The organism is Butyrivibrio sp. (assembly GCF_024699075.1).
Window position 1 is genome coordinate 38,652 of the sequence record NZ_JAILQF010000075.1, and the last position, 13,971, is coordinate 52,622.

Here is a 13,971-nt window from a genome sequence, read left to right on the forward strand (position 1 = left end):
ATCATGAGTATATGAAAACAATTATTAAATGGCTTAGTGGTATATTTATAGTGATCGTGATAATGACGGCTTTGGCGTATATGGCGCTGGCAGTCTATTATCACGACCATTTTGTTTTTGGGACATGGGCAAGAGGACATTATATAACAGGACTTAGTGTTAGTCAGGCAGCAGAACTTCTTAATGAAGAATATGAGACAGCTGATCTTACTGTTAAAGACAAGGAAGGCAAGAAATATGAAATAAATGCAGAGGATATTGGAGTTAAAGCTGACTTTACAGCATCTCTTCAAACTGCATTTGATCGTCAGAATGTCGTATCCTGGATCGTAAATACGATTAGTGGCAAGGAACTTACCATGGTCCCTGAAATAACTTATGATGAAGATGCTCTTGAAAAGGCAGTTTCACTCTGGCCTTTATTTGATCTCAAAGAAGAAGACAGAACTATAGAAATAGTAAACGTGGCATATGAAGGTTATCAGCTAATAGATACTATGGATGATGTACCTGTCTATGATGAGATCTTAAAGCAGGTTGATATTGCTGTAAGAAGCGGCGTGGGAGAACTTGATCTTGAAAACTTTGATTCCTGCTATAAGGATCTTGAACTTACTGACAAGATGGAGTCTGTAAAGAAAACTTATGAAAAGATAAGTAAGCTCCAGGATACAGGAATTGTCTATAAGTTTGGAAGTCAGGAGATAGAGTTTGATGGCTCTTTTATCAGTGATGCTATTGTGACTGAAGAACAGCTTGAGGATATGTCATCACAAAAGACAAGGAAAAGTGAACCGGGAAGTGGCGAATTTATTTCCGGAGGAGAGGAAGTATCTTTTCCCAAAAGTTATTCTATAGAAAATGGATTCATAGTCGACTATGCAGGCAATCTTATACTTAGCGAATCAGCTTTGTATGAGAGCATGCAGGAGCTGTGCGGTCAGTACGATACAGTTGGTGCTGCCAGATCATTTATTTCAAATGATGGAGATACTATAAAAGTTAATGGCGGTACCTATGGCAATAAAATAGATAATGACAAGGAATTTGAATATCTTATAAGTTCTATATTAAGCGGAACTAAAGAAACTCATGAGCCTTTTTATGAGCAGCTTGCAGCAGAGCAGGGAACTGATGATATTGGAGATACATATGTGGAAATAAGTATTGATGATCAGCACCTTTACTATTACAAGGACGGCGAGCTTGTGCTTGACTGCGATATAGTAACAGGCAATGTGAAACTGGGAAGAGATACACCAACAGGTGTATACTATGTCTATGGCAAGGCCAAAAACAGGTATTTAAGGGGAAGGGGCTATGTGTCATTTGTAAAGTTCTGGATGCCTGTATATAAGGGCGTCGGAATACATGATGCCAGCTGGCGCGATGAGTTTGGAGGAGATATATATACTGATTCAGGGTCACACGGATGCATAAATCTTCCGTCCGATAAGGCTGAGGAGCTTTACGGATATGTCGAAGTTGGTACCCCTGTTGTGATATACTGAGCATATATAAATGGGGTAAGCGAAAGGGTGTTACAATAAATATATTATTTTCGCTTATCGGGAGTGATTATGGGAAGTTCAACAGAGGAATACTCACGTATTCCTATTCTTATACCGGCCTACAGACCGGACAACAGCCTTTTAAGACTAATCAGAGAACTTGATAGCATGAAGCTTCGCCAGATCGTTGTTGTAGACGATGGAAGCGGAGCTGAATTTGCGCGCATTTTTGACCAGATCAGCAATGAATATGGATGTAAAGTTGTGCACCATAGTGTCAATCTTGGCAAGGGACGTGCGATAAAAACAGGATTTAATTATATCCTATGCCATTATAAGGATGCGATCGGATGCGTTACGACAGATTGTAACGGAAGTTTTAAATCTGAAGATATAAGGAAGGTTGTTGACAGCCTTATTGATGATCAGAGTAAGCTGATCATGGGACGAAGAGTTCTTGAGGGTGCCAGGGATTATACCGGCAAAGCTGTAACGGGATATAAGGTCCTTCAGCTATCTTTTAAATATCTTGTTGGAATAGAGATACATGATCCGCAGTGCGTTTTAAAAGGTATACCAATTTCATACATGAAAAAGCTGATGACTATCTGGGGTGAGGGTTATGAATTTGACACCAAGATGATCACAAGCTGCAAGAAATTCCAGGTTGGAGTAAGAGAAGTACAATTATGTACGGAATATGAAAAGAGAAGAAACGTATATAAATACCGTACTATCAAGGACAACATACCTATTTATCTGACCTTTGTGTCTTATATCTTTACTTCGATAATTGCTACCATAGTCGATCTGTTTTTGTTTCAGATGCTTAAGGGTATGTTCAATAATGTAAGGATCCTTGATGATACGGCTATGTATATTCCTATCGCAACCGGACTTGCAAGAACGGTATCTGCTTTTGTCAATTACAGACTCAATTTAAGACTTGTATTTAGAAGTAAGAAAGATTCTATAAAAACGCTGCGTAAATGGGTACTGCTTGTTATAGTGCAGGCTATTTTAAGTGCTACGGCTGTTACGATCATTCATATGCTCCTTCCATGGTCAGAAGAAGTACTTATAAAAGTGCCGGTTGACTTTGTATTGTTTTTCCTTAGTTATTATGTGGCTAAAGAAAAAGTATACGGATAAAAAATACAGATGCAGGGATGTTAAAGCAGTAAGTGCAAGATGCTAAGTTATGTGGTACAATACATAGAAAGTACATCCATGTACTTTTAAACATGTACCAAATCAGATGTTTCGAATTAGTAAAGGTTTTTCTACGGAGCTTACATGATTTCATGTTTTTGCTCCAGACCCAAAGAGGGTGTGGGGAGTCTTATATAATATTTCTCTTATCCTGAAAAGGGTCATAAAGTTACATTCAGCACCAAAAATTAAAGAAGTTGAAACGGAGGGACCCACGTGAGCAACAGACTTTATAAGTTGATGAACTGGCCGGAGATTGAAGAGATCATCTATTCAGACGGACATGATCCGCACAGAATTCTTGGAGCACATAAGGTTGGTAATCAGATACTGATCCAGACATTTCGTCCTGATTATGCAGAGATAAAGGTTGTATCTTCTGATGGCAAGACCTACAAAATGGACCTTGAGGATGATGCTGGATTCTATGCAGCACTTCTGCCATATAAGGCTAATTTCTCTTATCACTACATATTGGTGGATCAAAGCGGTAAGGAATATGTATCACATGATCCATATATTTATGAACCCGTCATTACAAGAGAAGACTGTATCAAGTTCTCAAGCGGAATGCATGACACCATTTATGAGAAGCTTGGTGCTCATTTTATGACACGTGACGGAGTAGAAGGTGTTAACTTTGCTGTATGGGCACCTGATTCAGCAAGAGTATCTGTTATCGGTGATTTTAACAACTGGGATGGCCGTATACATCAGATGCGCAGAGTTGATGATTGTGGTATATATGAACTCTTTATTCCTGATGTTGTTGAAGGTCAGGAGTACCAGTTTGAATGTAAGACAAGAGGCGGAGAGATTTTCCTTCGTCCTGATCCTTACGGAACAAGGACTAAAGACTATAAGGGTGAGGTATCAGTTGTAGCAGCACCTGCATCCTATAAGTGGAATGATAAGGCATGGATGACCCAGCGAAAGAGTTATGATAAGGCAGGAAGCGCTCTTTCAATAAGTGAGCTTTCTCTTGATGGATTTGCTCAGACTGCTTTTGAAGATAATGAAGAAGTAACCTATGCAGCTCTTGCACAGCGTGTGATCCATTATGTTAAAGCTAATGGCTTTAATGCAATTGAGCTTCTTCCTGTATGTGAGCACGATGAAGTTCACAAATTTGATGTTAACAGCTTCTACGCTATTAAAGGAGAATATGGCTCAGCTTCAGATTTCATGGGATTTATTGATGCATGCCACAATGAAGGTATTCGCGTTATCCTTGACTGGACAGCAACTTATTTTCCTAAGAGAGATTATGGTCTTTCATATTTTGATGGTCATGCTCTGTATGAATATGAAGATCCGGGTAAGGGCATACAGCCTGGAACACAGCGTCTTATATTCGACTATGGACGCAAGCAGGTAACCAATTTCCTATATGCTAATGCTTTATACCTTTTGAAGAATTTTCATATAGATGGTTTACGCATAACAGATATATCCAAGGTACTCTATCTTGACTATGACAGAAAGCCGGGCGAATGGACACCTAATATCTATGGCGGCTATGAGAACCTTGAGGCTGTGGAGTTTATGCGTGAACTTACACAGAAGATCAATCAGCTTGATCAGGGAATCCTTCTTATCACCAAAGAAACAGCTTGCTGGCCTCATCTTACTGATACAGTTGAAGAGGGCGGACTTGGATTTGACTATAAGTGGAATAATGGCTGGTCACATGACTGCCTTGAATATATGAAGTATGATCCTTTGTTCAGAGGTCAGCATCATAATGAGCTTACTTTCTCTATGATGTATTCATATACAGAGAAATTCATCCTTGCTCTGTCACATGAAGACGTTGGCGGATATCCTATGCTTAAGGAGATGATGCCGGGAGATGATGATCAGAAGGAAGCTAACGTAAGACTTACACTTGCATATATGATGGTCCATCCTGGTAAAAAGATGCTCTATCATGGCAGAAATGCTGTGTCCATGGAGCGTGGTCTTCAGATGGAGAACTTTATATATAAGCTTAACATGATGTATTTTGATCATCCTGCACTTTATGAACTTGATGATGTTACAGACGGTTTTGAGTGGATCAACTCAATGGCAGCTGATCAGTGTATGCTTGCATTTGTCAGAAAGAGCAGCAAGGATGAGGAAGAACTTCTTGTTGTCATGAACATGGCTGGTGTTGAAAGAGAGTTCAGAGTTGGTGTTAACCATGATGGACGTTATGAAGAAATCTTTAACACAGATTGCAGAGACTTTGGCGGAAGCGGCATAATTAATGACAGAAAAATAGAAGCAGAGCTCTTTGAAGCTGATGGTCGCAGATATAGTGTACCTGTAAAGCTTGCTCCTCTATCTCTTGCTGTATTTACCTATATTCCTTATACTGATAAGGAAAAGAAAATCAGAAAGATAAGAGAAGAAGCTCACGAGAAGAAGCTCGAAGAGCAGGAGAAGAGCCGTTCAATGCTTCTTAGTAAGCATGAGAAGGAAGAAGCCAAGATGCTTGCTGAGCTTAAAGAAAAATATGAAAAAGAGCTTGCGCAGCAGCAGAAGGCAATCGAAGAAAAGTATGACAAGATCGAAGAAGAAAGAATCTTTGCCATAGTTTCAGATGCTGCTATTGAAAAGCTTTCAGAGACAACTGATGGTGTAAGGACTACAAAGAAACCTTCAAAGGCTTCTTCAAAGAAGAGTACCATTACAAAGTTCCCTGAAGGAAAAGAAGTAAAGAAGACTACTAAAAAGAAGACAACAACTAAAAAAGCTACAACTAGTAAGGCTTCTTCTTCAAAATCAAAGACTACAAAGAAAAAGTCTTCAGGGGATAATACAGGTAAAGATAAGACCTGATAGTTTTAGAGGAAATATTTTTATATGTTAATTAGTAATTTGTTTAATAATCTTATAGGGACTGCACTTTATCAGGGTGCAGTTCCTTCTGTGATTAAAAATACTGTTTTGGCTTCTACCGCATCATCTGCTGCATCATTAGAAGCTGTGAGCAGCGAGGAGGAAATGGTTTCACAGACAACCGAACAGGCTGCTGAAACCCTTGCTATGATTTCGGGAACAGACGTAGATCCTAATGCTATTGAAAAGTTTTGGAATGAGCTACCGGATAAGCTGCTATCTTTAGGAATAAAACTGGCATTTGCATTAATTGCTCTTATAATCTGCTGGAAGATTATAAATGTAGTAGTTAAGGCTGTCCGTAAGTCTATGGAAAGAGCAAAGTCTGATGAAAGCATCATCCACTTTGTTTGCAAATTCTTTGAAGTAGGACTTAAATTCCTTGTTATAGTAATGATAGCTACTTCGCTTGGATTTGATTCTGCAAGTGTAGTTGCTCTTCTAGGATCAGCAGGTGTTGCTATAGGTCTTGCTGTTCAGGGAACTCTTTCTAATCTTGCCGGTGGCGTAATGATACTTCTTGTAAAGCCATTCAGACTTGGAGACTATATCATTGAAGATACTCACAAGCATGAAGGTACGGTCAAGGAGATATCCTTATTTACTACAAAGCTTATAACACCTGATAACAGAGTAATCATAATACCTAACGGTGAGCTTTCTAATACATCACTTACCAATGCAACAGGTAATAAAGTAAGACTTCTTCAGGTATATGTTGGCATATCCTATAACGAAAGCATTGATAAAGCAAGAAGCGTACTTGAAGAGGCTATGAATTCAAGTAAGTATATACTTAAAGATCGTGAAATGATGGTTGTTGTTAATGATTTTAAGGACAGCAGTGTTGAACTCCAGTTAAGAAGCTGGGTTAAGTCCTATGACTATCTGGCATCAAAATGGGATCTTAATGAAAGAGCTAAGAAGGCACTTGATCAGGCCGGAATAGAAATTCCTTTCAATCAGGTTGATGTGCACATGAAAAAGGATTGAATGAGGTTATAATAAGCTGTCGAATTCTGTGGCGCTTGCGATATTTGCTATCGCTAATGAATTCGAAGCTTTTGAGCAAAACTCATTTGTAGAGAGAATATGGGTGCCTGGAAAGCTAATGCGCTTAGCGTAAATCCAGTCTTGAAAAAGAATAATCCTGCTAGTATAATGATTTTTGTTGGTTCGCTGAATTTATGCGTATCACAAATATATAAGTTGCTGGAATGGCGCAGTTGGTAGCGCAACTGATTCGTAATCAGTAGGTCGAGGGTTCGAGTCCCTTTTCCAGCTTGGGTACCAGTTGCATCTTTTGGATGTGACTGGTATTTTTTACACCTACATTATAAAATTACAAAGTATGATTGTATTAAAATAGTAAACATGGCAGATGATAAATAAGAAGCCTTTCATGCGGCGGAAATAAGAAAACAGATGAAAAAATGAATTTCGCACGAATAAAAATGCATAAAATATTTAAAAATATACATTTTAAACTTGCATTGCCATAATTGATGTGATAAAGTAGCATTCATAACATGTATAAATATACAGGAGGAATTCATATGGCACAACTTTGGGGCGGCCGTTTTAAAGGCAAAACAGACCAGCTTGCATGGGATTTTAATGCATCTATAACATTCGATAAAAGACTTCTGGAGGTAGATGTAAGAGGCTCCAGAGCTCATGTGGAAATGCTTGCTAAAAAGGGAATCATCACAAATGAAGATAAAGATGCTATTTTTAAGGGTCTTGACTCTATCATGGCAGATGTGGAAAGCGGTAAGCTTGTGATCACCACTGAATATGAGGATGTTCACAGCTTTATCGAAGCTAATCTCATTGACCGAATAGGTGATGCAGGCAAGAAGATGCATACAGGAAGAAGCCGTAATGACCAGGTTGCGCTTGATATGAGACTATATACAAGAGATAAGGTCAAGGAAACTGAGGAACTTATCTATGATATGCTCGGAACTTTGCTTGATCTTCAAAAAGAGCATATTGATACCTACATGCCAGGCTTTACACACCTTCAGAAGGCACAGCCTCTTACACTTGCCCATCACCTTGGTGCATATTTTGAAATGTTCAAGCGTGACGCCCTTCGTATGAAGGATATTTATAAGAGAATGAACTATTGTCCTCTTGGAGCTGGAGCGCTTGCTGGTACAACCTATGAGCTCGACAGAGAATATACAGCAAAACTCCTTGGTTTTGAAGGCCCGACTTTAAACAGTATGGATTCTGTTTCTGACAGAGACTATCTTCTTGAGTTCATGTCAGCTCTTTCCATAATGCAGATGCACCTTTCAAGATTTGCAGAGGAAGTTATCATCTGGAATTCCAACGAGTACCAGTTCGTGACAATAGATGATGCCTATTCTACAGGCAGCAGCATTATGCCACAGAAGAAGAATCCTGATATCGCTGAGCTTGTACGTGGTAAGACAGGCAGGATCTATGGTGATATGATGAGTCTATTTACAACAATGAAGGGAATTCCTCTTGCATATAATAAGGATATGCAGGAAGACAAAGAGGTGGCCTTTGATTCTATGGATAATGCCCTAAACTGCCTGATTCTCTTTACAGATATGCTCAGAACTTTAAAGTTCAATAAGGACGTTATGGAAAAGAGTGCTATGAAAGGCTTTACCAATGCAACAGATGCAGCAGATTATCTTGTTGTTAAGGGAGTTCCATTCAGAGATGCACATTCTGTGATCGGACAGATCGTTCTTCACTGTATTGAGAACGACTGTGCCATCGACGATCTTGATATTGATACCCTTAAGAAATTCGATCCGCACTTCGATAATGACATATATGATGCGATCTCACTTAAGACCTGTGTAGAGAAGAGGCTTACAATAGGAGCCCCTGGTATTGCGGCTATGCAAAAAGTAATTGCAGCAAATGAAGCGTTTTTAAACGAAAAATAAGCAGACATTTTTTGACCATTTGATCAAATGACATATGAAAGTGATCTTTTTAAAGCAAAAAATGTATAATTTATCTCTTTTCACAGAGAAAAAATAAGATTATAATAAACAGCAAATTAACGCGCTAAAGTATAAAGTGCGTAAAAGTTCGAAGAGGAGCAATATTATGAGTGAAAAGTTGAAAGTAGCAGTCCTTGGTGCAACAGGTATGGTTGGTCAGAGATTCATCTCTATTCTTGCAGATCATCCTTGGTTTGAAGTTAAGACAGTGGCTGCCAGCCCAAGAAGTGCAGGTAAGACCTATGAAGAGAGCGTTGGAGATAGATGGAAGATGGATATTCCAATGCCGGAAGCTGTTAAGAACCTTATTATTAAGGATGTAACAGATGTTGAGGGTGTAGCATCAGATGTTGATTTCGTTCTGTCAGCTGTTAACATGAGCAAGGATGAGATCAAAGCAATAGAAGAAGAGTATGCTAAGACAGAGACTCCTGTTATTTCCAACAATTCAGCTCATCGTTGGACACCTGATGTTCCTATGATCGTTCCGGAGATCAATCCACAGCACAGTGATGTTATTGAATATCAGAAGAAGCGTCTTGGAACTACAAGAGGTTTCATCGCTGTTAAGCCTAACTGCTCAATTCAGAGCTATACACCTGCTCTTGCTGCATGGAAAGAGTATGGCCCTTATGAAGTAGTTGCTACAACATATCAGGCTATTTCAGGTGCAGGTAAGAACTTCAAGGAGTGGCCTGAAATGGTAGGTAATATCATCCCATTCATCTCAGGTGAAGAAGAGAAGTCAGAGCTTGAGCCTCTTAGAATCTTCGGTCATATCGAAAATGGTGTTATTGTTCCTGCTGAAAGCCCTGTAATCACAACACAGTGTATCCGTGTTCCTGTTCTTTATGGTCACACAGCAGCAGCTTTTGTAAGATTTAAGAAGGAAGCTACTAAGGAAGAACTTATCGAGAAGCTTGTATCCTTCACAGGCAAGCCTCAGGAACTTGGACTTCCATCAGCTCCTAAGCAGTTCATCCAGTATCTTGAAGATGACAATCGTCCTCAGGTATCACTTGATGTTAACTACGAAGGCGGAATGGGTGTTTCAATCGGAAGACTTCGTAAGGATACAGTATATGACTGGAAGTTCGTAGGTCTTTCTCACAATACACTTAGAGGAGCTGCAGGCGGCGCTGTAGAGTGCGCTGAGCTTATGAAGGCTCTTGGATATATCCAGGCAAAATAATATTTTTGCATGAATTATGAGTTTATTTATTACTAAAATGAAGTATTAACAGAAGACTTTATTTTGTGAAAAATAATTCAATAATTTAAATGAATCTTGTTATAGAAATCTATGAGGATTTGTTTTATAATAAGCGTTGGTGTCGACATTTTAACTATGTCCACTGACGCTTATTCTATTGGGAGGAATCTTATAATGATTACTTTACAGATCTTGATTGCAGCTCTGGTTGCAGAATTGCCCTTTTCAGGCAATACATTCAGTGTATGGGATATAGCCCTTATTGGACTTATTACTATTGTAGTCAGATTGGCATTTGGCAAGTTACTTAAAATTCATGGCCTTGCAAATGCAATTTCTTTTAATCTTTCACTTATGACAGCAGCAGTACCGATGATCCATTATATCTGGTGGCATGCATCTAATGAAGCAGAGTATTCCGTATCTTCTAACGTATGGATGCTTATATTATGCGGTATTATATGGTTTGTTTTCTGGAGATTCATTAATCCATGGTACTATACCAAGGTTGATGATTCATATGTAGCTATGAGCTATATACCTTATTTTGAGAACAGCGTAGTATTAAGAGTTATAGACGGTATTATCCAGCTTCTTCCTATGACTATATTTGTAGCTTTTGTATGGTACGGATTTGCAGGACATTTCAGCCCTAAGGCTATCGCTGGCCTTGTGCTTGCAAATGTTGTATGGGTAGCAGTATTCCTTTATCTTGTTGCAAGAGCACAGAAGAATCATCCTGAAGCTGTTATTGAGGATGTTAAGGATCCATATTCTGATCATGTTGAGAACGAGACAGAGTCACGTTTTGAAGTTAAACTTTCAGACAAGAACTACAAGCTCTTTACAGTTTGCAAGATCCTTGTTCTTTATGCAGCATTCTGTCTTGATGGCCTTTATTATGACAGAATTCATAATGATCTTAATGAGGTATTTTCACGTACAGCAGGTATTCCTTTCCTTATTTCTGTACTTGCTATACTTGCAGCATACCTTCTTCAGGAGAGACTTAGTCTTAGACTTATCGTTAATAAGAACCGTTTCGGTATCCACAAGATCTTCAGCTTTGGTGAAGTTGTAGATGAGAAGGATATGGTTGATTACGAGCTTATTGGCAAGAACGGAAGCGGACTTGCTCTTACATACTTTAATGACAACAATAATAAAGAGATTCGTTTTGATGGAGCTTATGAGAACATAACAAAGTTAAAGAACTACATCACAAGCGAAACAGCTATTGAAAGATTTGTACCTAAGACAGCAGCTCAGAAGAAAGAAGAGCTTGAAAAGAGAAGAGCTGAAAAGGCAGCACAGAGAGAAGAAGATAAGAGAACAGCTCCTGAAAGAAAAGCTGCCAAGAAGGCAAAAAAGCTTGCTGAAAAGGAAAGAAAAGAAGCTGAAAGAGAGCTTTCTAAAGAGAGAAGCAAAGTCGAGAAGGAAGCAAGAAAGAAGCACGAAGAAAGAGAAAGACTTGCTAAGAAGAGAAAAGAAAAAAGAGATAAAGAACGTGCAGAAGCTTCTAAGAAAGAATCAGAAAAAGAGAGCAAGGCTGAGAAAAATGCCTGATAAGGGATTTGCCTAACCTGCAATTTTTAAGGTCATGTCCATGGGCATGACCTTTTTTCTTTCAAATAAACTGATAAGGATAAGGATTATAATGCCAAAAAGCGTTTATATTGCGGAGAAACCAAGTGTTGCTCAGGCTTTTGGAGCTGCGCTCGAACACGCTGACAACGAAAAGTACAGAAAAGCAGACGGATACTGGGAATCAGATAATTCCATAATCACATGGTGCGTTGGACATCTTGTAACTATGAGTTATCCGGAAGTATATGATGAGAAATATAAAAGGTGGCAGATGGATACGCTTCCTTTTATACCTCAGGAATTTAAATATGAGGTTATTCCGTCAGTTCGAAAACAGTTTAATATCGTAAGTGGTCTTCTGAACCGTGAAGATGTAAGCACAATATATATCTGCACTGACTCGGGACGAGAGGGTGAGTATATCTACAGACTTGTTGATCGTCAGGCCGGGGTTAAAGGTAAGGTCAGAAAGCGTGTATGGATCGATTCCCAGACTGAGGAAGAGATCATAAGGGGAATAAGAGAAGCCAAAGATGACTCTGAATACGATAACCTTGGCTCTGCAGCCTATCTTCGTGCCAAGGAAGACTATCTGATGGGGATTAACTTCTCAAGAGCTCTGACTCTTAGATACGGATATAATATCAAGACATATCTTGGAGCAGAAAAGGGAGTTGTATCAGTCGGAAGAGTTATGACCTGCGTTCTTGGAATTGTCGTAGACAGGGAGCGAGAGATCAGAAACTTTGTAAAGACCTCTTTTTACAAGGTTAATGCTGCGCTTGTGATAGGCGACAGGAATCCTGATGCTGAGTGGAAGGTTCAGGCTGAAAGTAAATATGATCAGTCACCTCTTCTGTATTCAGAAAAAGGCTTTAAGAAAAAAGAGGATGCGGATGCCCTTATAGACCTGTGCAAAAAATCTGCAAGTCCTCTTGAACTTACTGTTTCAAAGGCTGAGAAGAAGAAGGAGACCAAGAATGCTCCACTTCTTTATAACCTTGCTGAGCTTCAGAATGACTGCTCAAGATTCTTTAAGATCAATCCTGATGAGACACTTGCTGTAGCCCAGGAACTGTATGAAAAAAAGCTGACAACTTATCCAAGAACAGATGCCAGAGTTTTATCATCAGCTATATGCAAAGTTATAAATAAGAATATATCAGGCCTTCAGAATTATCCACAGGCGAGCGTTTATGCAAAGTCTATACTGCAGCATGAATCCTATAAAGGAATAGCAAAGACCAGATACTGTGATGATAAGGCAATAACAGATCACTATGCTATAATCCCTACAGGTCAGGGCCTTTCAGCTCTTTCGGGCTGTTCTGCCACAACGCAGAAGGTGTATGAGATAATTGTCAGAAGATTTCTGGCTATCTTCTTCCCGCCTGCTCAGTATCAGAAGGTTGGTCTTGATCTTGAACTTACACTTTGTGAATCCAGAGAAGGACCAGATGGAGGACAGATTCCTTATAAAGAACACTTCTATAGCAACTTTAAGGTTTTATCTTCTAAGGGATACCTTCATGTAATGGATTATTCTTTTTTCAAAAAGAAGGATAAAGAAAGTGATCAGGAAGGAAATTCTGATAACGAAGACCAGATGACAGATGAGGCTTTCTTTGAAGAGCTTCAGAAGATCAGAAAGGGAAGCAAGATTCCGGTTTCTGATATGTCTGTCAAGGAAGGCGAGACAGCACCTCCTAAAAGGTACAATTCCGGAACCATGATCCTTACTATGGAAAATGCCGGACAGTTCATAGAAGATGAAGAGCTTCGTTCACAGATAAAAGGAAGCGGAATAGGAACCTCTGCTACAAGAGCAGGTATCCTTACCAAGCTTTTTGCCATAAAATACTTGAATCTTAATAAGAAAACGCAGATAATAACACCGACCCAGCTGGGCGAAATGGTATACGAAACAGTTGCCATCTCGATGAAGCCTATGCTAAATCCGGCTCTTACAGCCTCTTGGGAAAAGGGACTTACTGGAGTTTCTGAAGGCGAGATTTCTGAAAAAGAATATATGGATAAGCTTGATGATTTCGTATCAAGAAGGACTAATCAGGTCAAAGAGAACAATTATAAGAATCAGCTCATGCAAAGGTTCAGAACAATTGACCAGTATTATCCGGAAGCCAAGACTTCATCAAAAAATACGACAAGAAAGTCATCAAAGACTTCTTCAAAGTCAAAGTAAGAATATAAATTATAAAAGGAGAGTCATTATGTTAGAAGCTTATACTATTAAAAACATGTATGATCTTAATGAGACCATAGCTGCAGATCTGTTTGAAGGAGCTACATATCCCTGGGAAGTACTTTCCAAGATCAAGGATTTTATAGCAGAGCTTGGACCAAAGCTTCCTAAAGATAAGTTCGAGCAAAGAGGCGAGCACGTATGGGTAGCAAAGAGTGCTACAGTATTCGATTCTGCTTATCTTGGAGATTACTGCATTATCGATGAGGATGCTGAGGTACGTCAGTGCGCTTTCATTAGAGGCAATGCCATTGTTGGTAAGGGAGCTGTAGTAGGTAACTCTACTGAGCTTAAGAACGTAGT

General features: G+C 39.2%; 8 protein-coding genes, 1 tRNA gene and 1 pseudogene. All 10 read left to right on the top strand.

What is annotated here, in order from left to right; genetic code table 11:
* Positions 1–11 precede the first annotated feature (11 nt).
* Positions 12–1,511: a L,D-transpeptidase family protein gene (locus tag K6G87_RS02915; RefSeq protein ID WP_296833654.1), complete on the top strand. Its 1,500-nt coding sequence runs from the start codon at positions 12–14 to the stop codon at positions 1,509–1,511.
* A gap of 69 nt (positions 1,512–1,580) precedes the next feature.
* Positions 1,581–2,663, top strand: coding sequence for a glycosyltransferase (locus K6G87_RS02920; RefSeq protein WP_296833656.1), 1,083 nt, complete (start codon positions 1,581–1,583; stop codon positions 2,661–2,663).
* A gap of 276 nt (positions 2,664–2,939) precedes the next feature.
* Positions 2,940–5,549, top strand: coding sequence for a 1,4-alpha-glucan branching enzyme (gene glgB / locus K6G87_RS02925; protein WP_296833659.1), 2,610 nt, complete (start codon positions 2,940–2,942; stop codon positions 5,547–5,549).
* 24 nt (positions 5,550–5,573) lie between these two features.
* Positions 5,574–6,602, top strand: a complete 1,029-nt coding sequence (locus K6G87_RS02930; RefSeq protein ID WP_296833662.1) for a mechanosensitive ion channel family protein — start codon at positions 5,574–5,576, stop codon at positions 6,600–6,602.
* Positions 6,603–6,820: 218 nt separating this feature from the next.
* Positions 6,821–6,893 (top strand) — tRNA-Thr (locus K6G87_RS02935).
* A gap of 272 nt (positions 6,894–7,165) precedes the next feature.
* Entirely contained in the window at positions 7,166–8,545 is a 1,380-nt protein-coding gene (argH, locus tag K6G87_RS02940; RefSeq protein WP_296833663.1) for an argininosuccinate lyase, read from the top strand.
* A gap of 166 nt (positions 8,546–8,711) precedes the next feature.
* Positions 8,712–9,797, top strand: coding sequence for an aspartate-semialdehyde dehydrogenase (gene asd, locus K6G87_RS02945; RefSeq protein WP_296833666.1), 1,086 nt, complete (start codon positions 8,712–8,714; stop codon positions 9,795–9,797).
* Between the two features lie 195 nt (positions 9,798–9,992).
* Positions 9,993–11,384: a hypothetical protein gene (locus K6G87_RS02950; protein ID WP_296833669.1), complete on the top strand. Its 1,392-nt coding sequence runs from the start codon at positions 9,993–9,995 to the stop codon at positions 11,382–11,384.
* A 91-nt stretch (positions 11,385–11,475) separates the two neighbouring features.
* A complete protein-coding gene (locus K6G87_RS02955) occupies positions 11,476–13,608 on the top strand; it encodes a DNA topoisomerase (RefSeq protein ID WP_296833671.1) in 2,133 nt (710 codons plus the stop codon).
* Positions 13,609–13,636: 28 nt separating this feature from the next.
* A pseudogene (locus K6G87_RS02960) lies at positions 13,637–13,971 on the top strand (UDP-N-acetylglucosamine pyrophosphorylase); the annotation flags it as partial.